The sequence below is a fragment of the Psychrobacter sp. A3 genome (assembly GCF_028823565.1).
GTDB lineage: Bacteria > Pseudomonadota > Gammaproteobacteria > Pseudomonadales > Moraxellaceae > Psychrobacter > Psychrobacter celer.
Genome location: NZ_JAPEHS010000021.1, coordinates 1 through 19,829, shown reverse-complemented (window position 1 = coordinate 19,829; position 19,829 = coordinate 1). Strand labels below are relative to the sequence as shown.

Annotated in this window: 33 protein-coding genes and 1 pseudogene; 4 read left to right on the top strand and 30 right to left on the bottom strand. The window is 44.2% G+C overall.

The genetic code is table 11. From position 1 onward, the window contains the following. The 4 genes and pseudogenes from NK638_RS04935 (at position 1) to NK638_RS04920 (ending at position 2,784) form a co-directional block, all read left to right on the top strand. Complete coding sequence (locus tag NK638_RS04935) at positions 1 to 420, top strand: hypothetical protein (RefSeq protein WP_274632153.1); 420 nt, start codon at positions 1 to 3, stop codon at positions 418 to 420. A 105-nt stretch (positions 421 to 525) separates the two neighbouring features. After that, complete coding sequence (locus NK638_RS04930) at positions 526 to 1,023, top strand: elongation factor P hydroxylase (RefSeq protein ID WP_274632152.1); 498 nt, start codon at positions 526 to 528, stop codon at positions 1,021 to 1,023. Between the two features lie 394 nt (positions 1,024 to 1,417). Beyond that, positions 1,418 to 1,768, top strand: a pseudogene (locus NK638_RS04925) (elongation factor P hydroxylase); the annotation flags it as partial. 395 nt (positions 1,769 to 2,163) lie between these two features. Beyond that, positions 2,164 to 2,784 carry an L-threonylcarbamoyladenylate synthase gene (locus NK638_RS04920; RefSeq protein WP_192994626.1) on the top strand — a complete coding sequence of 207 codons (621 nt, stop codon included), beginning with the start codon at positions 2,164 to 2,166 and terminating at the stop codon, positions 2,782 to 2,784. Between the two features lie 79 nt (positions 2,785 to 2,863). Here NK638_RS04920 and rplQ read toward each other — a convergent pair whose 3' ends face one another. The 30 genes from rplQ to NK638_RS04770 form a co-directional block, all read right to left on the bottom strand. Further along, positions 2,864 to 3,223, bottom strand: coding sequence for a 50S ribosomal protein L17 (rplQ, locus tag NK638_RS04915; protein WP_105244912.1), 360 nt, complete (start codon positions 3,221 to 3,223; stop codon positions 2,864 to 2,866). A 19-nt stretch (positions 3,224 to 3,242) separates the two neighbouring features. Continuing rightward, complete coding sequence (locus tag NK638_RS04910) at positions 3,243 to 4,250, bottom strand: DNA-directed RNA polymerase subunit alpha (protein WP_075102286.1); 1,008 nt, start codon at positions 4,248 to 4,250, stop codon at positions 3,243 to 3,245. 81 nt (positions 4,251 to 4,331) lie between these two features. Further along, entirely contained in the window at positions 4,332 to 4,973 is a 642-nt protein-coding gene (rpsD, locus tag NK638_RS04905; protein ID WP_105244911.1) for a 30S ribosomal protein S4, read from the bottom strand. Positions 4,974 to 5,021: 48 nt separating this feature from the next. Further along, the gene (gene rpsK / locus NK638_RS04900; protein WP_058368279.1) at positions 5,022 to 5,411 is read right to left on the bottom strand and encodes a 30S ribosomal protein S11; all 390 of its coding nucleotides are present in this window, start codon (positions 5,409 to 5,411) and stop codon (positions 5,022 to 5,024) included. A 20-nt stretch (positions 5,412 to 5,431) separates the two neighbouring features. Then, positions 5,432 to 5,788, bottom strand: coding sequence for a 30S ribosomal protein S13 (gene rpsM / locus NK638_RS04895; RefSeq protein WP_198336876.1), 357 nt, complete (start codon positions 5,786 to 5,788; stop codon positions 5,432 to 5,434). Positions 5,789 to 6,039: 251 nt separating this feature from the next. After that, positions 6,040 to 6,156, bottom strand: a complete 117-nt coding sequence (gene rpmJ / locus NK638_RS04890) for a 50S ribosomal protein L36 (RefSeq protein ID WP_010196721.1) — start codon at positions 6,154 to 6,156, stop codon at positions 6,040 to 6,042. A 32-nt stretch (positions 6,157 to 6,188) separates the two neighbouring features. Beyond that, positions 6,189 to 7,520, bottom strand: a complete 1,332-nt coding sequence (secY, locus tag NK638_RS04885; RefSeq protein ID WP_178377954.1) for a preprotein translocase subunit SecY — start codon at positions 7,518 to 7,520, stop codon at positions 6,189 to 6,191. 19 nt (positions 7,521 to 7,539) lie between these two features. Beyond that, complete coding sequence (gene rplO, locus NK638_RS04880; RefSeq protein ID WP_198336875.1) at positions 7,540 to 7,980, bottom strand: 50S ribosomal protein L15; 441 nt, start codon at positions 7,978 to 7,980, stop codon at positions 7,540 to 7,542. Continuing rightward, positions 7,980 to 8,159: a 50S ribosomal protein L30 gene (rpmD, locus tag NK638_RS04875; RefSeq protein WP_071003155.1), complete on the bottom strand. Its 180-nt coding sequence runs from the start codon at positions 8,157 to 8,159 to the stop codon at positions 7,980 to 7,982. The genes rplO and rpmD overlap by 1 nt, the downstream gene beginning before the upstream one ends. A gap of 20 nt (positions 8,160 to 8,179) precedes the next feature. Beyond that, the gene (gene rpsE, locus NK638_RS04870) at positions 8,180 to 8,695 is read right to left on the bottom strand and encodes a 30S ribosomal protein S5 (protein WP_075102281.1); all 516 of its coding nucleotides are present in this window, start codon (positions 8,693 to 8,695) and stop codon (positions 8,180 to 8,182) included. A 2-nt stretch (positions 8,696 to 8,697) separates the two neighbouring features. Continuing rightward, the gene (gene rplR / locus NK638_RS04865; RefSeq protein WP_075102280.1) at positions 8,698 to 9,048 is read right to left on the bottom strand and encodes a 50S ribosomal protein L18; all 351 of its coding nucleotides are present in this window, start codon (positions 9,046 to 9,048) and stop codon (positions 8,698 to 8,700) included. An 11-nt stretch (positions 9,049 to 9,059) separates the two neighbouring features. After that, positions 9,060 to 9,593 (bottom strand): 50S ribosomal protein L6, encoded by a 534-nt coding sequence (gene rplF / locus NK638_RS04860; RefSeq protein WP_201584864.1) that lies wholly within the window; start codon positions 9,591 to 9,593, stop codon positions 9,060 to 9,062. A 220-nt stretch (positions 9,594 to 9,813) separates the two neighbouring features. Next, complete coding sequence (rpsH, locus tag NK638_RS04855; protein ID WP_274632151.1) at positions 9,814 to 10,212, bottom strand: 30S ribosomal protein S8; 399 nt, start codon at positions 10,210 to 10,212, stop codon at positions 9,814 to 9,816. Positions 10,213 to 10,223: 11 nt separating this feature from the next. Next, entirely contained in the window at positions 10,224 to 10,529 is a 306-nt protein-coding gene (gene rpsN, locus NK638_RS04850; protein WP_075102277.1) for a 30S ribosomal protein S14, read from the bottom strand. Positions 10,530 to 10,541: 12 nt separating this feature from the next. Continuing rightward, a complete protein-coding gene (rplE, locus tag NK638_RS04845; RefSeq protein ID WP_274632150.1) occupies positions 10,542 to 11,078 on the bottom strand; it encodes a 50S ribosomal protein L5 in 537 nt (178 codons plus the stop codon). Positions 11,079 to 11,099: 21 nt separating this feature from the next. Continuing rightward, positions 11,100 to 11,417: a 50S ribosomal protein L24 gene (gene rplX, locus NK638_RS04840; RefSeq protein ID WP_075102275.1), complete on the bottom strand. Its 318-nt coding sequence runs from the start codon at positions 11,415 to 11,417 to the stop codon at positions 11,100 to 11,102. A gap of 8 nt (positions 11,418 to 11,425) precedes the next feature. Next, positions 11,426 to 11,794: a 50S ribosomal protein L14 gene (gene rplN, locus NK638_RS04835; protein ID WP_010196702.1), complete on the bottom strand. Its 369-nt coding sequence runs from the start codon at positions 11,792 to 11,794 to the stop codon at positions 11,426 to 11,428. Between the two features lie 181 nt (positions 11,795 to 11,975). Then, a complete protein-coding gene (gene rpsQ, locus NK638_RS04830; protein WP_021813375.1) occupies positions 11,976 to 12,251 on the bottom strand; it encodes a 30S ribosomal protein S17 in 276 nt (91 codons plus the stop codon). Then, positions 12,248 to 12,445, bottom strand: a complete 198-nt coding sequence (gene rpmC / locus NK638_RS04825; RefSeq protein WP_025644397.1) for a 50S ribosomal protein L29 — start codon at positions 12,443 to 12,445, stop codon at positions 12,248 to 12,250. Before rpmC ends, rpsQ begins: the two co-directional genes overlap by 4 nt. After that, positions 12,445 to 12,858, bottom strand: a complete 414-nt coding sequence (rplP, locus tag NK638_RS04820; RefSeq protein WP_025644399.1) for a 50S ribosomal protein L16 — start codon at positions 12,856 to 12,858, stop codon at positions 12,445 to 12,447. Before rplP ends, rpmC begins: the two co-directional genes overlap by 1 nt. Before the next feature lie 3 nt (positions 12,859 to 12,861). Continuing rightward, positions 12,862 to 13,584 carry a 30S ribosomal protein S3 gene (rpsC, locus tag NK638_RS04815; protein ID WP_201584860.1) on the bottom strand — a complete coding sequence of 241 codons (723 nt, stop codon included), beginning with the start codon at positions 13,582 to 13,584 and terminating at the stop codon, positions 12,862 to 12,864. Positions 13,585 to 13,587: 3 nt separating this feature from the next. Further along, complete coding sequence (gene rplV, locus NK638_RS04810) at positions 13,588 to 13,917, bottom strand: 50S ribosomal protein L22 (protein WP_045446615.1); 330 nt, start codon at positions 13,915 to 13,917, stop codon at positions 13,588 to 13,590. 10 nt (positions 13,918 to 13,927) lie between these two features. Then, complete coding sequence (rpsS, locus tag NK638_RS04805) at positions 13,928 to 14,203, bottom strand: 30S ribosomal protein S19 (RefSeq protein ID WP_010196682.1); 276 nt, start codon at positions 14,201 to 14,203, stop codon at positions 13,928 to 13,930. Positions 14,204 to 14,215: 12 nt separating this feature from the next. Beyond that, positions 14,216 to 15,046 (bottom strand): 50S ribosomal protein L2, encoded by an 831-nt coding sequence (rplB, locus tag NK638_RS04800; RefSeq protein ID WP_100749084.1) that lies wholly within the window; start codon positions 15,044 to 15,046, stop codon positions 14,216 to 14,218. Positions 15,047 to 15,057: 11 nt separating this feature from the next. Beyond that, the gene (rplW, locus tag NK638_RS04795; protein WP_075102271.1) at positions 15,058 to 15,408 is read right to left on the bottom strand and encodes a 50S ribosomal protein L23; all 351 of its coding nucleotides are present in this window, start codon (positions 15,406 to 15,408) and stop codon (positions 15,058 to 15,060) included. Next, positions 15,405 to 16,007, bottom strand: a complete 603-nt coding sequence (rplD, locus tag NK638_RS04790; RefSeq protein ID WP_201584858.1) for a 50S ribosomal protein L4 — start codon at positions 16,005 to 16,007, stop codon at positions 15,405 to 15,407. The genes rplW and rplD overlap by 4 nt, the downstream gene beginning before the upstream one ends. 14 nt (positions 16,008 to 16,021) lie before the next feature. Then, positions 16,022 to 16,660: a 50S ribosomal protein L3 gene (rplC, locus tag NK638_RS04785; protein WP_274632149.1), complete on the bottom strand. Its 639-nt coding sequence runs from the start codon at positions 16,658 to 16,660 to the stop codon at positions 16,022 to 16,024. 47 nt (positions 16,661 to 16,707) lie between these two features. Next, positions 16,708 to 17,019: a 30S ribosomal protein S10 gene (gene rpsJ / locus NK638_RS04780; RefSeq protein WP_010196670.1), complete on the bottom strand. Its 312-nt coding sequence runs from the start codon at positions 17,017 to 17,019 to the stop codon at positions 16,708 to 16,710. A gap of 466 nt (positions 17,020 to 17,485) precedes the next feature. Next, positions 17,486 to 19,123 carry an Rne/Rng family ribonuclease gene (locus tag NK638_RS04775; RefSeq protein WP_274632148.1) on the bottom strand — a complete coding sequence of 546 codons (1,638 nt, stop codon included), beginning with the start codon at positions 19,121 to 19,123 and terminating at the stop codon, positions 17,486 to 17,488. Positions 19,124 to 19,275: 152 nt separating this feature from the next. Continuing rightward, positions 19,276 to 19,829 (bottom strand): Maf family protein (locus tag NK638_RS04770; RefSeq protein ID WP_274632147.1); only part of this gene is annotated, 554 nt, incomplete at its 5' end.

Here is a 19,829-nt window from a genome sequence, read left to right as displayed (position 1 = left end):
ATGAAAACTAGCCAGGCAGAACAGGCTTATTGGGATGCTTTGAATCGTCTACAAGATGGTACAGCCAAAATTGTCAATACAAAGTCATCACGGTTTAAGTTTACTAGAGACGCTGTAGGTAGAGAGGCAGGTAAAGGAAAAGGGTATGTCCGTAGTGAGAGATATCCAGAACTTTGCGAAGCAATAACAAAAGCGGAAGAAGAACGCAAAAATCGTGCTCAAGAAAAACCTAATACTTCTACTAAGTTAAAACATGAAAAAGAGCTCAAAATAAAAGCTAATTTGAAATACGACATGCTAAAAGAAGAATATGACATTATAATGCAAGATTATCTTAACATTCTAAGACAGAATTTTGAACTTCAAAGAGAGTTAGCAGATTCTCCACATTTAAGATTAGTGAAAAGATCTAATAAATAGCTTAATCTTGTTCCTGTTTAGCTCAAATACAATCTATGAATAAAGCCTCTCTAAAGCTTTATTTTTCTCATATTACGGCTATTAAGGTGCCTTAAAAGTATTCCTATGAATGACGATCATTTGTGTAACAAACTAAAAATTTTATTTGAACATCTGTTTCCTACTCTAACCATAATTGGTGGAGTAGATGAACCCTACTATGAAGCGCCAAAAGCAGATACAAATGCGAAGATCTTTTTTAAAGAAAACTACCCAAGAAGCCTATTACATGAAATTGCTCATTACTGTTTGGCAGGGCAAAAACGACGCAAATTAGATGACTATGGTTACTGGTATACTGAATGTGGTAGAACAAGTGAAGAGCAAGAGCTATTTCAATTGGTTGAAGCAAGACCTCAAGGCTTAGAAAAGGCTATGTGTGAAGCTATAGGTATACATTTTTCACCTAGCTTTGATGATTTTTCAGGTCGACCGATATCAGAGATGTTTCTAAAAAACTTAGAAGTTAATTATCAAGAGATGATTACGAATCCTCCTCCTACGGCTAAAATAGCTTTAGAAACATTAATGCATACAGATTTTTCTACGTTAAGGGATAATTAGTTTATTAACTACATATTACAAATTCATACTTACTTAATTTTAAAATTTCAAAGCAGTCATGTGAAGTATATTCATCAGGCTACTATTCAGCCGATGATAACTATAGTAAATATTCTAGCCTTCCCAATTTTATTGAAAAAACAAAGAATATCTACTAAGAGAAGAACCAACAAAAAGTCCCGATCTATTCATCAAAAATAAAATATTGATATGTCTCGATTGTATATACACGGCTAATATAAGCTTCTTAGTGCTTTGAAAAGTGATAATTCCAATGACTCACTTAATGTACAATATCTCCTTTTATGAGGAATATTGTACATTTTTTTATCAAGAAGCTGATTTTACATCATTACAATTACTTCTTTATCAATCAATAACTTAGTAATGTACATTTATAGATAAGAGTTTACTAGAGCTAAGCCATTGGTGCATCGCTGGTGAGGCACGTCGGCAGTTGGCAGACTTTGGCTACTGGTATGCCCCAGATGGCCGTAGTGAAGCGCAGCAGCAAGCGTTTGAGCGCGTAGAGATCAAACCGCAAGCCCTAGAGTGTTTATTCACCTTAGCATGCGGGCGTGTGTTTCGAGTGTCACAAGACAACTTGTTTGCGGACTTCGATACCAGCGGTAGCACCTTTGCACTCGACGTATATCAGCAAGCTGAGGACTATATTGCCCGCCCTCATACTCTGCCACGCGATGCTAAAATCTTATTGCATACTTTTTTGTGCGTGTGCAATTAATTTATAATTCATCTTAAATAAAACGGACACATAGTATATGTGCTCTGTACTGCTGGTATTTATCTCACGCAGCATCGTCTATAAAGTCATCATAAGCGCGGCTAAAATAAAGCAGGCGCTTTTAATATCATCATAAACCGTTAACGATTTTCTACGCATCGTAACGTCCTGCCACTAAACTTATATTTACCTTGCGTTATACTAAACCAGTAAAGCGCCTTTATAAGGTATGGGTTTGATACAAGTATCAATAGGCATAAGGGTTACTCTGTGCTTGTCTTTATCACCCCATATCACACCCCGCGTCAGCAGTCATTGACTCGTAGTATGACTCACAATAAGGCGACGTAGTACCGATCATCGATACTGTTATAATTATAAAATAAGGAACGATTATGCAAGTTTTTTATATTCATCCCGACAATCCGCAACCTCGTCTGATCGCTCAAGCAGCCGAGCTGCTACGCAAAGATCAACTAATCATCTACCCTACCGATACCAGCTACGCTTTTGGGTGCCGTTTGGGCGCAAAAGAGGCCTTAGACAAACTTAAGCAAATCCGCGCACTGGATGACAAACACCAATTTACTTTACTTTGTCGCGATTTAAGCGAGATTGCCACCTATGCGACCGTAGACAATGCTCAGTATAAACAACTAAAAGCGCATACCCCAGCCCCAATTACTTTTATCCTAAATGCGACAAAAGATGTTCCCAAAAAACTGGCGCATCCTAAGAAAAAAACCATTGGTATCCGTGTACCAAGCAATCCTATCGCTCAAGCATTATTAGAAGCCATGGATGAACCAATTTTGACCAGCTCATTGATACTGCCTGAGCGTGATGACATCCTCGATGATCCCTTTGAAATCGAGGAGTTATTAAGCAATCAAATTGATGGTTTGATCAATGCTGGTATCAAGACCACCAAGCTGACGACCATTGTAGATATGACTGGTGGGATGCCTGAAATCATCAGACAAGGTGCAGCCGATGTTGATTCATTATTATTGTAATCAGCGGCAAATTTGAAACATAAAAAAAGGCTCCAATTGAATTGGAGCCTTTTTTATACATTATATCGTCAATGCAAAATTAGTCACGATCAACCAATTCCACATAAGCCATTGGCGCGTTATCACCGTCACGATAACCACATTTTACGATACGTAAATAACCACCTGGACGCGTTTGGTAACGAGGACCTAACGTGCCAAATAGCTTACCGACCATAGCTTTACTACGCATACGGCTAAATGCCAAACGGCGATTAGCAACGCTGTCTTCTTTAGCCAAAGTGATCAATGGCTCAGCAACGCGGCGCAATTCTTTAGCTTTTGGCAAAGTAGTTTTGATCAGTTCATGCTCAAACAATGAGTTGGTCATGTTCTGAAACATTGCCTTACGATGACTGCCGGTACGACCCAGCTTGACTCCACTCTTACGATGGCGCATAGTCAAAAATCCTTAAAGTTTAACGGCTACGATAAGAAAAACGATCATCGACACGAAGGTCAGCTGGCGGCCAGTTGTCTAGGCGCATACCAAGCTCTAAATCTTTAGACGCTAGTACGTCTTTGATTTCGGTCAATGATTTCTTACCAAGATTTGGGGTTTTTAGTAGTTCAGTCTCTGAACGCTGTACCAAATCACCGATATAGTAAATGTTTTCAGCTTTCAAGCAGTTGGCTGAGCGAACCGTTAGTTCAAGATCGTCCACAGGGCGTAATAGCACCGGATCGACCTCTTCTTTTTCTTTCACAGGCTCAGGCGCTTCTTCAGCTTCTAGGTCAACAAAGATAGAAATCTGTTGTTGTAAAATAGTGGCTGCTTTACGAATTGCTTCTTCTGGATCTATAGTGCCATTAGTTTCAAGCTCAACGATAAGACGATCAAGATCAGTACGCTGCTCTACGCGAGCGTTCTCAACCTGATAAGCAACACGTAGCACAGGACTAAAGCTTGCATCAAGCTTTAAACGTCCGATTGCTTTGGTGTCACCATCTTCACGGCGCTGGTTTGCTGGCTCATATCCACGACCCATTACTACGCGCAAACGCATCTTAAGATGACCACGGTCACTTAATGTACCCAACACCAAATCTGGATTGATGATATCGACATTATGCGGTAGCGTGATGTCTGCAGCAGTAATAGTGCCTGGACCTTGTTTATCCAAGGTCAAAAATACTTCATTTTGGTCATGAAGGGTAATCGCCAAGCCTTTTAGGTTCAAAAGCAAGTCAAGTACGTCTTCTTGTAGTCCTTCAAGCGTTGAGTACTCATGGTCAACACCATCAATCTCAGCTTCAATGACTGCGGCACCAGGTAATGAAGATAACAAGATGCGACGCAGAGCATTCCCGAGGGTATGCCCAAAGCCGCGTTCTAACGGTTCGAGCGTGACTTTCGCAATCGTTTCATTCACCGTATCCACATTAATGGCGTTCGGCGTTAGAAACTCAGTTGCATTTAGCATCATGATGTCACCTCGATTTATTAAACTGGTTTAATTAACGTTTATGGCTCAACGCCATGATTATGACACTGAGCGGTACGTCATTTACTTAGAGTATAGCTCAACGATCAAGCTTTCGTTGATGTCAGCAGGTAGATCAATACGATCAGGCGCTTGTTTAAACGTGCCTTGTAGTTTGCTGTGATCAACATCTAGCCATTCTGGAATGCCACGCTGAGTCGCTAGTTCGATAGCGTTTTTGATACGTAGCTGTTCGCGAGACTTCTCGTGGATAGCGATGACATCACCATCTTGCAACTGAATTGATGGAATGTTCACACGAACAAACTCATCACGGCCAGCTTTTTTGACCATAACAGCGCGGTGGCTGACTAGCTGACGTGCTTCGGCGCGAGTTGAGCCAAAGCCCATGCGATATACTACGTTGTCTAAACGGCTCTCAAGCATGGCTAGTAGGTTCTCACCAGTAGCACCACGCTTACGCGCCGCTTCTTTATAGTAGTTCGCAAACTGACGCTCTAGTACACCGTAGATACGCTTAACTTTTTGTTTTTCACGTAGCTGCAAAGAGTACTCTGAGCTTTTGTTACGGCTCACACCATGTTGACCAGGTGGACGAGCAGCTTTCTTTGTTTTTACGTCATATGGCTTAACACCAGACTTAAGGCCTAAGTCTGTGCCTTCACGACGTGATAATTTGAGTTTTGGTCCAATATAACGGGCCATTGTTATGTCTCCTATAAGCTCTTATGATAAAAAGCTTCGTCTTTAATATTAGACGCGGCGCTTTTTCGGCGCACGGCAACCATTGTGTGGGATTGGGGTTACATCAGAAATGCTGTTTACTTTATAACCCAATGCACCTAGTGCTCTTACCGCAGACTCACGACCCGGTCCTGGTCCTTTGACCAAAACATCGATATTCTTAACACCATATTCTTGAGCGGCTTTACCAGCAACTTCAGCTGCAACCTGAGCTGCAAATGGTGTAGATTTACGTGAACCACGGAAGCCTTGTCCACCTGAAGTGGCCCAAGCCAGTGCATTACCTTGACGATCGGTAATCGTAACAATGGTGTTATTAAAAGACGCATGGATATGGGCAACGCCCTCCGATACTGAACGACGAGTCACTTTTTTGCGACTACGAGTGTCTTTAGCCATCTTTTAGCTTCCTAAGTTAATTATCTTTTGAGAGGGCGTGTCGGACCCTTGCGAGTACGAGCGTTGTTTTTGGTGTTTTGACCACGAACAGGTAGGTTACGGCGATGGCGGATGCCACGGTAACAGCCTAGATCAACCAAACGCTTGATATTCATAGACACTTCACGACGAAGATCACCTTCAGTCATGTATTCTGCAACTTGTGCACGGATAGCATCTAACTGTGTATCATCTAACTGACTGACTTTGGTAGTAGGAGCGATGCCAACTGCGTCTAAAATTTTCTGAGCAGTGGTACGACCGATACCAAAGATATAAGTTAGTGAAATAACAGCATGCTTATTATCCGGAATGTTTACGCCGGCAATACGAGCCATTGATTTCTCTCCATTAAAGAAAAATAAGCGTTATTTATCAATAAGGCTGTATTTTTCAGATTTGTTGCTGTCAATACGAAAGCTTTTATAATGACTACCGCTGCTTTGACTCATCAACAAGCCTATTCATCGACAGTATTATAAAAGTTTTGCATAAACTACGGCAAGTGGCGGATGATATCGCATCCGCCGTTATTTTTCAAGTATTAATTGATATAGTAACAAAATCGAGGGTTTGTTGCTACTAGATATTAACCTTGACGTTGCTTGTGGCGAGGTTCTGCTGTACAGATAATATGTACACGGCCTTTACGGCGCACAACTTTACAGCTACCACAAATCTTTTTAACTGATGCTTGAACTTTCATAGCATACTCCTTTGAGATATCGTACCGCTCATTTAAGGTTGAGTGGGCGATTGAATTAACGTCTGATCATGATATTGATGGGTCATCAAATGCGCTTGAATTTGCGAGATGAAGTCCATTACCACAACCACCATAATCAGCAAAGACGTACCACCAAGCTGGAAAGGTACACCAAACGATGACTGGACGACCATTGGCATTAAACAAATAACCGTCATATACATCGCGCCAATAAAGGTCAGTCGGTTTAATACATGATCGAGGTAACGCTGAGTTTGTTGTCCGGGGCGAATACCTGGGATATACGCACCACTACGTTTAAGGTTTTCTGCTACTTCACGCGGGCTAAAGACCAATGCCGTATAAAAATAACAGAAGAAAATAATCATTGCGCCAAACAGTACTAAATATAGTGGTTGTCCTGGCGACAGTACCAATGCCATATTTTGTAATATTTTTTGTGTAAAAGTAGGATCTGTTGATTGACCGACCCACTGCCCTAAACTGGCTGGAAACAACAATAAAGAGCTGGCAAAAATGGCGGGAATAACCCCTGCCATGTTTAATTTCAGCGGCAAATGTGACTGCTGCTGAGCATAAATCTTGCGCCCTTGCTGCTGTTTCTGTGCATAATTGACAGGGACACGGCGCTGGGCACGTTCAATATAAACGATACCAGCGGTCACCGCGATGCCTAGTAACACAAAAATAAACAGTACAATCAAATTCATCTGACCTTGATTGACCTGCTCGATAGACTGCGAAATCATACCTGGCGTACCGGCTACAATACTGGCAAAAATCAGCATTGAGATACCGTTACCGACACCGCGCTCTGTAATCTGCTCACCAAGCCACATCAAGAACATAGCACCTGCTACCAGCGAGGTAACCGCTGGAATATAAAAGGTCAGGCCGGTAGATAAAGTAAGATTTTGGCTGATTAAGCCAGCACACATTCCTAATGACTGTACTAGAGCCAAAGCAAGCGTTCCTTGACGGGTATACTTATTTAGCTTGCGTCGTCCTGCTTCACCTTCTTTTTTGAGGGCTTCAAGCGATGGCAATACTGCAGACATCATCTGTACAATAATCGATGCTGAAATATATGGCATAATGCCAAGTGCCATGATCGACATACGCTCTAGCGCACCACCTGAAAACATATTGAACATGCTCAAAATGGTGTTTTCGTTGCGCGAAAACAGATCAGCCAGGTTGACCGGATTGATACCCGGTACTGGAATATGCGACCCTAAACGATAAACAATCAATGCGCCGATTAAGAATAATAAACGCGTCCATAGCTCATCATACTTGCGTATGAAGGCAAATGGATTGAGCGGTATACCACTTGAGGTCATTGATTGTTTTGACACGTTACTACTCCTCGATGCTACCACCAGCAGCTTCGATTGCTTGCTTGGCGCCTTTAGTCACTTTGATACCTTTGAAGGTATAAGCTTTAGTAACTTCGCCTGATAGCATAACGCGAGCACGTTTCATATCGTGACGGATAAGGTTGGCTGCTTTTAGTGTTTCAATGCTAACCACATCACCTTCAATTTTGTTCAGCTCAGACAGACGAACTTCTGCAGTTGTCATTGCCATTTTACTGGTAAAACCGAATTTTGGTAGACGACGATATAAAGGCATTTGACCACCTTCAAATCCTGAGCGAATGCTAGAACCTGAACGAGACTTTTGGCCTTTTACACCGCGGCCACCAGTCTTACCAAGACCTGAACCGATACCACGACCACGACGTTGGGCAGTTTTCTTTGCGCCAACACCTGGTGATAATTCATTTAATCTAAGACCCATTACGCTTCCTCCACTTTTACCATGTAGTTGACGCGATTAACCATACCACGGGTTGAAGGAGTATCTTCAACGACCACACTATGACCAATACGGCGTAAACCCAATCCTTTCAAGCTCGCTTTGTGGCTCTTTAGGCGATGGGCACCCGATTTAAATTGAGTGACTTTCATTTTTTTCATCGTAACTCACCTAGTCTAAGTTAACCCAAGATTTCGTCTACAGATTTACCACGCTTTGCTGCCATCTTTTCTGGAGTTGACATATCACGTAAACCGTTAAACGTTGCACGAACAACGTTAGCAGTGTTGGTAGAACCATAACATTTAGTCAAAACATCTTTGACACCAGCAACTTCTAATACCGCACGCATTGCGCCACCGGCGATTACGCCAGTACCTTCAGATGCAGGCTGCATAAAGACTTTACTAGCACCATGACGTGCTTTGATCGGATGATACAAAGTTGCATCATTTAGCTCAACAGTAATCATGTTGCGCTTAGCAGCTTCTAGTGCTTTTTGGATAGCAGCTGGCACTTCACGTGCTTTACCACGGCCAAAACCAACACGGCCATTACCATCACCCACTACCGTCAAGGCGGTGAATGAGAAAATACGACCACCTTTAACTACTTTTGCAACACGATCAACGGTAACTAAGCGTTCTACTAGACCGTCAGTCTGTTCATTTTTATCATTTTTATCATTTCTAGCCATGATTAAAACTCCAATCCGTTTTCGCGAGCAGCTTCAGCCAAAGCTTTTACTCGACCATGATATTTAAAACCACTACGGTCAAAGGCAACTTTCGTAATACCAGCTGCTTTTGCGCGTTCTGCGATCATTTGGCCTACAGACGTTGCTGCATCAACATTACCAGTTGAGCCAGAGCGTAAGCTGCTGTCTAAGGTAGATGCCTGAGCAATCACTTCACCACCGTTTGGAGAGATAATCTGGGCATAAATATGTCTTGGTGTACGGTTAACCGTTAAGCGATGAACGCCTAGATGACGGATATGCGCACGGGTTTTCTTTGCTCGACGTAGACGAGCTGCTTTTTTATCAAACATTTCAACTCACCTTATTTTTTCTTAGCTTCTTTGCGAATAATGCGCTCGTCACTATAACGAATACCTTTACCTTTATAAGGCTCAGGTGGGCGGAAACCACGGATATTAGCCGCTGCTTGACCAAGCTGCTGCTTATCGTTTGACTTTAAAACGATTTCAGTTTGCGTTGGAGTTTCAGCTGACACACCTTCAGGTAGCGTATACTCTACTGGATGTGAATAACCAACGTTTAGGGTTACTTTGTTGCCAGTAACTTGTGCGCGATAACCAACACCAATTAGCTGAAGACGTTTTTCAAAGCCTTCGCTCACGCCTGTCACATAGTTGTTTAACAGTGCGCGCATGGTGCCTGTGTGCATCATAGCTTCTTGTGAATCGACTGCAGGTGAGAAAATGATAGCATCATCTTCCTGTTTCAGCTCGACCAATTCATGCAGGCGTAAAGACATAGTGCCGTTCTTGCCTTTAACTTCGACCTGCCGATCGTTCAAAGTAACGCTTACGCCGTTTGGCAGCGTCACTGGGGCTTTAGCCACACGAGACATAGGAATATTCCTTAAAAAATTAACTTGCTTTTATTAGCGAAAAAACTAACAGGCTAAAAAGCCTGCTAGTTTAGCATAATTGTCCCCGTTAAACACCATACAATTTTATTAAAATCTGATGTTTAGCTTTCTAAGCTTGTCATATACCACTATAAATCACGACAAGCTTAATGGGTTCAAGTAGACTTTATCGTCCGATTACCTAAGCAACAAATGCTAATTAGGCAACAAATGCGACGATTTCACCACCGATACCAGCAGCGCGTGCAGCACGATCGCTCATGATGCCTTGACTGGTTGATACGATAGCAACACCCATACCTTGCTTAACAGTAGGGATAGTGTCTTTGCCGCGGAACTGGCGTAGGCCAGGACGGCTATAACGTTGGATCGTTTCGATGACAGGGCGGCCTTCGAAATATTTTAACTCAATAGTTAGTGTCGCTTTGTTGTTTTCTTCTTCTGTCACAACTGCGCTCGCCACATAACCTTCAGCAACTAATAAATCAGCGATTGATTTACGTAGTTTAGAGCTCGGCATTGCTACCGACACTTTATTGGCCATTTGTGCGTTACGAATACGGGTTAGCATATCCCCAACGGTATCTTGCATACTCATGTAGTTACTCCTTACCAGCTTGCTTTACGAACACCAGGCACATCGCCTTGCATGACACGCTCACGCAGCATATTGCGTGATAAGCCAAACTTGCGGAAGTAACCGTGAGGACGACCGGTGATAGCACAACGATTGCGTAGACGTACTGGTGAGGCGTTGCGTGGTAGTGCTTGTAGCTCTAACATCGCGTCCATACGCTCTTCGTCTGATGCGTTGATATCACTGATAGTTTGTTTTAGCTTGATACGCTTTTCAGCATATTTAGCAACCATTTTTTCGCGTTTTAATTCGCGGTTAATCATGCTCTTCTTTGCCATAACGTCTTTACCTTATTTAAATGGGAAGCCGAATGCTTTAAGCAACGCACGACCTTCTTCATCAGTACCTGCTGACGTGGTGATAGTCACATCCATACCACGGATGCGATCGATCTTGTCAAAATCTACTTCTGGGAATACGATTTGTTCTTTGATACCCAATGAGTAGTTGCCACGTCCGTCAAAGGCTTTAGGCGAAAAACCGCGGAAATCACGAATACGAGGAATTGCAATGGCAATGAGACGATCTAAAAATTCGTACATTTGCTCACCGCGTAGCGTTACTTTACAGCCAATTGGCCATTCTTCACGAATCTTAAAACCAGCAACTGATTTGCGCGCTTTGGTGATAACAGGTTTTTGACCAGCGATTGCGGTCATATCAGACACAGCACCTTCAAGCAATTTTTTGTCTTGAGACGCGCCGCCTACACCCATATTTAGTGTGATCTTGGTGATTTTAGGCACCTGCATCACGTTCGCCAAACCAAGCTCTTCTTTGATTTGCTGTTTTAATTCATCGTTATATAAAGATTTTAATCTTGCCATTACCATTACACCCTTAGTGTCTTACGCAGTCGCCACTACTTCACCGTTTGAACGATAGACGCGTTGTTTATTGCCGTCTTCGTCAAACTGATAAGTAATACGATCTGCTTTTTGGGTTTGCGCATTTAAGATTGCGACATTTGAAATATGCAAAAAAGCTTCTTGCTTAACGATACCACCTTCAGTACCAGTCGCCTGATTTGGCTTTTGGTGCTTGGTGACGATGTTAATGCCTTCAACTTTAATACGATCATTTTTTACAGCTTGTACAGTACCTTGCTTGCCTTTGTCTTTCCCAGCAATCACGATAACTGTATCGCCTTTACGTAATTTTGACATGGATTACCTCACAATACTTCTGGTGCTAGTGATACAATTTTCATAAACTGATCACCACGTAGTTCACGAGTTACCGGTCCAAAAATACGAGTTGCAATCGGTGCTTTATTTTGGTTCAACAATACCGCAGCATTGTCATCAAAACGCAGGACAGAACCATCAGGACGACGAACGCCTTTTTTGGTACGTACAACTACTGCATTCATCACGTCGCCTTTTTTGACACGACCACGCGGAATGGCTTCTTTAACCGTTACTTTAATAATGTCGCCAACTGATGCATAACGACGATGAGAACCACCCAGTACTTTAATGCACTGAACTCGCCTTGCACCGCTATTGTCTGCAACTTCCAGCATTGACTCAACCTGAATCATAGCGTTACTCCACACGTATGAGCAATAAAAACCAGTTGCTGCCGCTAGCACAGTATGAGTAGACGGCATTTTTTATAAATAACCGCGACTTACTCTTAATGTGAGTGATATGCGACGGGCGCAATCAGCATCCTTAAAAAGGCGGCTATTTTAACAGCTTCTGGCTTTTAATGCAATTTACTTAGATTTTTTCTACTTTTTCAACCACATCAACTAAAGTCCAAGACTTAGTTTTTGAGATTGGACGCGTTTCTTTGATGCGGACAAGGTCGCCTTGTTGGCAAACGTTATTCTCATCATGAGCTTTGATCTTTGTAGAACGACGAAGCTGTTTGCCATACAAAGGATGACGAACCAGACGCTCAATCAAAACTGTGATGGATTTGTCCATCTTGTCGCTGACAACTCGTCCTGTCAATACGCTAGCATTGGTAGCTGTTTGATTGTTATCGCTCATGAGTCGCCTCGTTGTTTCTCGTTAATCAAAGTCTGAAGCTGAGCAATCGTACGACGATTGGCACGTACTTCATGGGTATTACCCAACTGACCAGTTGCTTTAGCCATACGAATACGGAAAGCATCAAGTTGCTTTTCATCAAGTAACTGGGTCAGTTCTTCTAATGATTTATCACGTAATTCACTGATCTTCATTACATTATCGTCCGCTTAACAATGGTAGTTTTAAAGGGCAGTTTTGCCGCAGCAAGCGTTAATGCATCGCGAGCAAGCTCTTCTGAGACCCCTTCGATTTCATATAGCACTTTACCAGGTTTGATTTCGCATACCCAATACTCGACAGGACCTTTACCTTTACCCATACGTACTTCTAGAGGCTTGTTGGTGATTGGTTTGTCTGGGAATACACGAATCCAAATTTTACCGCCACGCTTGATTTTACGAGTGATGGTACGACGTGCTGCTTCAATTTGACGAGCTGTCATACGACCACGCGTCAGTGATTTTAGACCAATTTGTCCGAATGCAACGGTGCTTCCACGATGAGCAAGACCTGTGTTACGACCTTTGTGCATTTTACGAAACTTGGTACGTTTTGGCTGTAACATAGTTTAACCTCTGTCTGAGTTTCGACGGTTTCCACGACCACGGCGTTTTGGCGCACGAGGCTTCTCTTCGTTGACGGGATTGTAAACACTGTTCATACCGTCAAGGATCTCTCCGCGGAAAATCCAAACTTTAACACCGATGGTGCCGTAAGTTGTCTCGGCGCGAATTGACGCATAGTCAATATCAGCACGGAGTGTATGCAATGGTACACGACCTTCACGGTACCATTCAGTACGAGCAATCTCAGCACCGCCAAGACGGCCAGACAGCTCAACTTTGATACCTTTAGCACCAGAGCGCATGCTGTTTTGTACGGCGCGCTTCATGGCACGACGGAACATCACACGGCGCTCAAGCTGGCTTGCGATACCCTCTGCTACCAAACGTGCATCTAGATCAGGCGATGTGATTTCTTCAATGTTAACCTGAGCAGGTACGCCCATGATTTTGGTCAATTCTTTTTGAAGTCTTTCGATGTCTTCGCCTTTTTTACCGATCACGATACCAGGACGCGCAGTAGCGATGGTGATTTTAGCTGCGCCAGTAGGACGCTCGATCATGATGTTGCTGATCATCGCGTTGTCTAGCTTTTTGCGCAGATACTCACGAACTTGAATATCGTTGATTAGGTATTCTGAGTATTGTTTAGGGTTAGCATACCAGTTTGCATTATGCTTTTTTACAACACCAAGACGAATTCCGATTGGATGTACTTTTTGACCCATAACTTATTCTCCTACCTTTATAGTGATGTGACAAGTACGCTTACTGATACGATCAGCGCGACCTTTAGCACGTGGTAGGATACGTTTTAGCGTGATGCCTTCATCAACGTAGATAGTTGATACTTTTAAAGTATCGATATCTAAGCCATTGTTGTGTTCGGCATTGGCGATGGCTGAGTTAAGGCATTTCTTAACAAAGACAGCGCCTTTTTTGTTGCTATACGTTAGGATATCCAAAGCACGCTCAATCGATTTGCCACGAACTTCATCAGCAACGAGTCTAACTTTTTGTGCCGATATGGCGGCACCGCGTAATTTTGCAGTTACTTCCATGGTAAGCACCTTATCTCTTAGCTTTTTTGTCAATGCCATGACCACGATATGTACGAGTCGGGGCAAATTCACCTAGTTTATGACCAACCATCTGCTCGCTTACGATAACCGGTACGTGAGTACGGCCGTTGTGAACAGATAAAGTTAGGCCAACCATTTGTGGCAGAATCATCGAGCGGCGCGACCAAGTCTTAATTGGCTTGCGAGAGTTGGTGTCTAATGCATTCTCAACTTTGGCAAACAAATGCGCGTCTATGAATGGACCTTTTTTCAATGAACGAGGCATGAAATTCTTCCTTTATTTCTTCTTGGCGCGACGGCGACGGATGATCATACTGTCAGTACGCTTATTGTGACGCGTTTTAAGTCCTTTAGACTTCTGACCCCAAGGGCTAGTAGGATGGCGACCTTTGTTACGACCTTCACCACCACCATGTGGGTGATCAACCGGGTTCATAGCAACACCACGAACTGAAGGACGAACACCGCGCCAACGTGAAGCACCGGCTTTACCAAGTGATTTCAAGTTATTTTCAGTATTAGATACTTCACCGATAACCGCACGGCAGTTCACGTGTACACGGCGAGTCTCGCCTGAACGTAGACGTAGAATTGCGTAGATACCATCACGGCCTAGTAGCTGAACGCTAGCACCCGCAGAGCGAGCAATCTGTGCACCTTTACCGATTTTAAGCTCGATATTGTGAATCACAGTACCCAATGGGATGTTTTTTAGCGGTAAGCAGTTACCTGGGCGGATTGGAGAAGTTTCGCCTGACTGTACGGTATCGCCAGCAGCTAGTTTCTTTGGTGCAATAATATAACGACGTTCGCCATCAGCGTACTTAAGTAGTGCAATATGAGCAGTACGGTTAGGATCGTATTCGATACGCTCAACCGTCGCTGGGATATTGTCTTTAGTACGTTTGAAATCGATAACACGATAATGATGCTTATGACCACCACCAACGTGACGAGTGGTTATACGACCGTTATTGTTACGACCACCTGACTTACTTTTTGATTCGACAAGCGCTGCATAAGGACGACCTTTGTAAAGGTGTGGATGCACCACTTTTTCAACAAAACGACGGCCTGGTGATGTTGGCTTTGCTTTTACGATAGGCATGAGTGTAATCCTTATTCGTTGTTCGCTGTTTCACTAGTAGAATCAGTCGCGTTTGCAACTTCTTCACCAGCATCAGCCATTTGTACATCTTGACCAGCTTTTAAGGTAACATAGGCTTTTTTATAGTCATTACGACGGCCGATACTCTTACCAAAACGCTTTGTCTTACCTTTAACATTCAAAGTGTTCACTTTAGTAACTTCAACACCTTCGAACATCATCTCAACTGCTTTTTTGACTTCTAGCTTAGTAGCGTTAGAGTCAACTTTAAATACCTGCACACCAAGTGAGTCGCCAAGCATTTGAGATTTTTCTGAGAATACAGGCCCTCTTAAGACCTGATAAAGTCTTGCGTTGTTCATGCTAGTGCTTCCTCAAATTGTTTCGCAGCTTCAACTGACATGATCACTTTATCAAATGCGATCAAACTCACTGGATCCACTTCGTTTGTACCAAGTACATTGACGTGTGGAATGTTGCGAGCGGCTAAGTATAAATTTTCGTCAACTTCTTTAGTAACGATGAGTGCACGAGGTGCATTAAGCTCATTTAACTTTGCAACCAGCTCTTTGGTCTTTGGCTCAGAAACGCTTAGCTCTTCTACCAAAATCAAACGCTCTTGGCGAATCAATTCGGCTAGGATACACTGCATCGCACCGCGATACATTTTACGGTTTACTTTCTGTGACCAATCTTGTGGTTTTGCAGCAAATGCACGACCACCTGAACGCCAGATTGGGCTACGAATAGAGCCTGCACGAGCGCGACCAGTACCTTTTTGGCGCCATGGCTTGATGCCACCGCCAGAAACTTCGGCACGGGTTTTTTGCGCACGTGTACCTTGACGGCTACCTGCAAGATATGCGGTGACGACCTGATGCACTAATGCTTCGTTGAATTCACGACCAAAAGCCGTATCAGAAAGCTCAACCGCCGCACCTGTAACTGTTTTTAAATCCACGTTAATCCCCTTGCTTAGGCTTTGACTGACGGACGTACGATGACATCGCCACCGGTGGCACCTGGGATAGCGCCCTTGATGACAAGTAACCCTTTTTCGGCATCCACTGATATCACTTCTAGGCCCTGAACGGTAACGCGCTTGTTACCCATTTGACCTGGCATCTTTTTGCCTTTGAAGACTTTACCTGGTGACTGGTTCTGACCAGTTGAACCAAGGGCACGGTGAGATACTGAGTTACCGTGAGTCGCATCTTGCATGCTAAAGTTATGACGCTTTACGCCGCCTTGAAAGCCTTTACCTTTACTTTGTCCTGTGACATCAACCATCTGACCTTGCTCGAACAAGTCAGCTAGGATCTCACCGCCAATCTCACGACCTTCAAGTTCGCTATCATTGACACGAAATTCCCAAACACCACGGCCAGCTTTAACGCCAGCTTTCGCGAAGTGACCTTTTTGTGCGGCCGTTACGCGGCTGTCACGACGGGTACCTGTGGTGATTTGGATGGCTTGATAACCATCTACATCAGTATTTTTTACTTGAGTAATGCGGTTTGCATCGACCTCAACCACTGTGACAGGGATAGATACGCCTGCTTCAGTGAAGACACGGGTCATGCCGCATTTTTTACCGACTAAACCGATCGCCATTTTAGACCTCTTTATATCTTATATTAATGGGTTGGGTGTGTTTTGCATTAACCCAAAGCAATTTGAACGTCAACACCCGCCGCTAAATCAAGCTTCATTAGCGCATCCACAGTTTTGTCAGTAGGCTGAACAATATCAACCATACGCTTGTGGGTACGAATTTCGTACTGGTCACGTGCGTCTTTGTTGACGTGTGGTGAGGTTAGAACGTTGAAACGCTCAATGCGAGTCGGCAACGGTACAGGACCACAAACTTGCGCACCGGTGCGCTTTGCAGTATCGACAATCTCTTGGGCCGACTGATCAATCAGACGATGATCAAATGACTTGAGACGGATACGGATTCTCTGGTTAGCCATGCCAGCAAGCTCCTAATATGTGCCTTTGTCATTCTTGCGCTGCAAGACTATGATCAAAAGCCGTTTGGTTAAAGATTTACTTCAAGCGGCTTCCCATTCTTTGCAGAATCTGTTCTTCGAGAGAACCAGCAGCGTGCTAAAAGCAAAATAATTTAAAGCCCCGCCGACCCTCCCACTTTTATGGATGTCAGCAAAGGCATAATGAAATAGTGCTAGAAACGATGCTCTAGCTGTCATAGCGCCAGCTGTTTTATTGGCTGCGCATATATAATTCAGTGGTGTGTATTATACATAGAATTTTGGTCATTGCAAGAGTAATATCAATGGGCGCTTGAGATTTTACCCTTTATAAACAAGCGTTTTTATCGATAATATTTTTATTGAAGTCCCTTTTACACCCTGATAAAACATCAATAAAACCTCTCAATAATGGCTGCTGTTCTAGGGTGTTTATTCAATTCACTCGCTAGTCTAAAACGATATCATACTGCTCTTGAGTGTAGAGGTTTTCGACATCGAAGGTGATAACCCGACCCAATAAATACTCCAAATCAGCGACGGTATCTGATTCTGAGGTGAGCAGTAAATCGATCACAGCAGCATGAGCCACCACGGTAAACTTTTTTGGAGAGTTATAAGTGCGAGCGCAGCGCATGATTTCACGGAAAATCTCAAAGCAGACGGTCTCAGCGGTCTTAACAAAGCCGCGACCTTGGCAGGTAGAGCACGGCTCACAGAGCTGCTGCCCCAGCGACTCACGGGTACGTTTGCGCGTCATTTCAACCAACCCCAGCTCACTGACTTGGGTGATTTTGGTCTTAGCATAATCTTGCGCCAACTGCTCTTGCAGACTGGTCAATACGTCATCTTTGTGCTGCTGCTCGAGCATATCGATAAAGTCGAGGATAATAATACCGCCCAGATTGCGCAGTCGTAGTTGGCGGGCGATGGCATGGGTGGCTTCAAGATTGGTCTTATAGACCGTATCCTCTAATGAGCGACCACCGACAAAAGAGCCGGTATTGACATCAATGGTCGTCATGGCTTCGGTTTGATCGATAATCAAATAGCCGCCAGATTTGAGATCGACACGGCGTTTGAGCGCATCTCTCAAATCATCTTCGACTCGGTGCACATCAAACAGTGATTGCTCTGCCGTGTAGTGAACGATGCGATCATAGATAAAGGGGACAAATTCTTTGGCAAAGTATCTGACTTGCTCATATACCTGCTTATTATCAATGACGACTTTTTCGGTATCACTATGTACCAAGTCGCGTATCGAGCGTAGCGGTAAGGATAATTCTTGATAGATAAGCTCTGAGCTTTGATGATGATTGATCTCTTGACGGCGTGCACAGATCGTCCGCCATAACTGCAACAGATAGTAGATGTCTTCTTCTAGTTTTGCGACTGGCACACGCTCAGCGGCTGTACGTGCAATCAGGCCGCCCTTGAGATTGACTGTCTGCATCAGACAGGTTAGCTCGGTTTTTAGACGCATGCGCTCATCAGCGCCATCGATACGCTGTGAGATGCCGATATGGTCGCTCGATGGTAGATAAACCAAATAACGTGAAGGCAGCGAGATATTGGTGGTCAAGCGCGCGCCTTTACTGCCGAGCTGATCTTTGGTCACTTGCACAAGGATACGTTGGCCCTCATGCAAACGGTGCTGAATCAAGGTCTTGGCGGCTGGTACGACCTCTGTACTCTGTACCTCGACCACAGGCGGCGTCACTGATAGATCGTCCGTCGCACCAATCACGCCATCATCGCTAATCGCGCGCTCATTGGCCATACCATCGACAGTAGCACCAGCTTGGGCATGACTGTCTTTGGCTATTGCGTTTGTCTTATCTACTGCCGGACGCGGCTCGCGCTGCATATCGTTGACGTGTAAAAACGCTGTGCGTGATTGACCGATATCAACGAAAGCGGCCTGCATACCTGGCAGGACCCGCACCACTGTACCCAAATAAATATTGCCCACCAACCCCAATTTATGATGACGCTCAATATAAATCTCGCCCAAAACACCGTTGTCTAGCACGGCGACACGCGACTCCATTGGACTAATATTAATCAGCAGCTCTTCGGACATAATATTTTTCTCTTATCTCTCAGCTTTCTTATTCGACGTTCATCGCCTGTTAGGCTTACAGTGTAACAAATGCGCCTTGTGCTTGCCCATTATCCTAGCGTGTCATTATGTGCATAAAAAGTGTGCGTAAAAAACAACTCAGTAGCTGATTATCACGACACGCTTGCGCTGCTATGTTGGCTGAGGGTATTGATCAGAGCCAACGTTTGCGCAAGTGGCAAGCCGACGACATTGGTATAGCTACCGTTGATACGGCTCACCCAAGCAGCGCCTAACCCCTGAATGCCATAACCTCCTGCTTTGTCTTGAGGCTCGCCGCTGTCCCAATACTCACGCATCATCTGCGCCGTTAAGGGGATAAAGGTCACCGCCGTGCGCTCCGTGAGCTGCTGCTGAGAAACGACCTGCCATACAGGCTGCTTGAGTGCATGGGCGGCTGTTGCATGCGCAGCGGCGTTATCGCAGGGCACCAGATGAGCAGAGCGGGCGATAAGGGTCACTTGTACCGCTGTCCATACTTCATGCGCCGTATCAGACATCTGCTGCCACATCTCATACGCCTGCTCACGGCTTGTAGGCTTAACCAGCACCGTTTTGCCGTCTGCTAGGACACCGATGGTATCGGCTGTTAACACCAGACGCGGCTCAACGTCTTTATCGACATTCTCTTCCCTACTGTTAGCATTTAGCTGCTGTACCGCGGCGG

What these genes read in the sequence shown, in the direction of transcription:
- NK638_RS04935 (WP_274632153.1), top strand. Translation starts at nt 1, where the DNA reads ATGAAAACTAGCCAGGCAGAACAGGCTTATTGGGATGCTTTGAATCGT.
- NK638_RS04930 (WP_274632152.1), top strand. Translation starts at nt 526, where the DNA reads ATGAATGACGATCATTTGTGTAACAAACTAAAAATTTTATTTGAACAT.
- NK638_RS04920 (WP_192994626.1), top strand. Translation starts at nt 2,164, where the DNA reads ATGCAAGTTTTTTATATTCATCCCGACAATCCGCAACCTCGTCTGATC.
- rplQ (WP_105244912.1), bottom strand. Translation starts at nt 3,223, where the DNA reads ATGCGCCATCGTAAGAGTGGAGTCAAGCTGGGTCGTACCGGCAGTCAT.
- NK638_RS04910 (WP_075102286.1), bottom strand. Translation starts at nt 4,250, where the DNA reads ATGATGCTAAATGCAACTGAGTTTCTAACGCCGAACGCCATTAATGTG.
- rpsD (WP_105244911.1), bottom strand. Translation starts at nt 4,973, where the DNA reads ATGGCCCGTTATATTGGACCAAAACTCAAATTATCACGTCGTGAAGGC.
- rpsK (WP_058368279.1), bottom strand. Translation starts at nt 5,411, where the DNA reads ATGGCTAAAGACACTCGTAGTCGCAAAAAAGTGACTCGTCGTTCAGTA.
- rpsM (WP_198336876.1), bottom strand. Translation starts at nt 5,788, where the DNA reads ATGGCTCGTATTGCCGGCGTAAACATTCCGGATAATAAGCATGCTGTT.
- rpmJ (WP_010196721.1), bottom strand. Translation starts at nt 6,156, where the DNA reads ATGAAAGTTCAAGCATCAGTTAAAAAGATTTGTGGTAGCTGTAAAGTT.
- secY (WP_178377954.1), bottom strand. Translation starts at nt 7,520, where the DNA reads ATGACCTCAAGTGGTATACCGCTCAATCCATTTGCCTTCATACGCAAG.
- rplO (WP_198336875.1), bottom strand. Translation starts at nt 7,980, where the DNA reads ATGGGTCTTAGATTAAATGAATTATCACCAGGTGTTGGCGCAAAGAAA.
- rpmD (WP_071003155.1), bottom strand. Translation starts at nt 8,159, where the DNA reads ATGAAAAAAATGAAAGTCACTCAATTTAAATCGGGTGCCCATCGCCTA.
- rpsE (WP_075102281.1), bottom strand. Translation starts at nt 8,695, where the DNA reads ATGGCTAGAAATGATAAAAATGATAAAAATGAACAGACTGACGGTCTA.
- rplR (WP_075102280.1), bottom strand. Translation starts at nt 9,048, where the DNA reads ATGTTTGATAAAAAAGCAGCTCGTCTACGTCGAGCAAAGAAAACCCGT.
- rplF (WP_201584864.1), bottom strand. Translation starts at nt 9,593, where the DNA reads ATGTCTCGTGTGGCTAAAGCCCCAGTGACGCTGCCAAACGGCGTAAGC.
- rpsH (WP_274632151.1), bottom strand. Translation starts at nt 10,212, where the DNA reads ATGAGTATGCAAGATACCGTTGGGGATATGCTAACCCGTATTCGTAAC.
- rpsN (WP_075102277.1), bottom strand. Translation starts at nt 10,529, where the DNA reads ATGGCAAAGAAGAGCATGATTAACCGCGAATTAAAACGCGAAAAAATG.
- rplE (WP_274632150.1), bottom strand. Translation starts at nt 11,078, where the DNA reads ATGGCAAGATTAAAATCTTTATATAACGATGAATTAAAACAGCAAATC.
- rplX (WP_075102275.1), bottom strand. Translation starts at nt 11,417, where the DNA reads ATGTCAAAATTACGTAAAGGCGATACAGTTATCGTGATTGCTGGGAAA.
- rplN (WP_010196702.1), bottom strand. Translation starts at nt 11,794, where the DNA reads ATGATTCAGGTTGAGTCAATGCTGGAAGTTGCAGACAATAGCGGTGCA.
- rpsQ (WP_021813375.1), bottom strand. Translation starts at nt 12,251, where the DNA reads ATGAGCGATAACAATCAAACAGCTACCAATGCTAGCGTATTGACAGGA.
- rpmC (WP_025644397.1), bottom strand. Translation starts at nt 12,445, where the DNA reads ATGAAGATCAGTGAATTACGTGATAAATCATTAGAAGAACTGACCCAG.
- rplP (WP_025644399.1), bottom strand. Translation starts at nt 12,858, where the DNA reads ATGTTACAGCCAAAACGTACCAAGTTTCGTAAAATGCACAAAGGTCGT.
- rpsC (WP_201584860.1), bottom strand. Translation starts at nt 13,584, where the DNA reads ATGGGTCAAAAAGTACATCCAATCGGAATTCGTCTTGGTGTTGTAAAA.
- rplV (WP_045446615.1), bottom strand. Translation starts at nt 13,917, where the DNA reads ATGGAAGTAACTGCAAAATTACGCGGTGCCGCCATATCGGCACAAAAA.
- rpsS (WP_010196682.1), bottom strand. Translation starts at nt 14,203, where the DNA reads ATGCCTCGTTCATTGAAAAAAGGTCCATTCATAGACGCGCATTTGTTT.
- rplB (WP_100749084.1), bottom strand. Translation starts at nt 15,046, where the DNA reads ATGCCTATCGTAAAAGCAAAGCCAACATCACCAGGCCGTCGTTTTGTT.
- rplW (WP_075102271.1), bottom strand. Translation starts at nt 15,408, where the DNA reads ATGAACAACGCAAGACTTTATCAGGTCTTAAGAGGGCCTGTATTCTCA.
- rplC (WP_274632149.1), bottom strand. Translation starts at nt 16,660, where the DNA reads ATGGCGATCGGTTTAGTCGGTAAAAAATGCGGCATGACCCGTGTCTTC.
- rpsJ (WP_010196670.1), bottom strand. Translation starts at nt 17,019, where the DNA reads ATGGCTAACCAGAGAATCCGTATCCGTCTCAAGTCATTTGATCATCGT.
- NK638_RS04775 (WP_274632148.1), bottom strand. Translation starts at nt 19,123, where the DNA reads ATGTCCGAAGAGCTGCTGATTAATATTAGTCCAATGGAGTCGCGTGTC.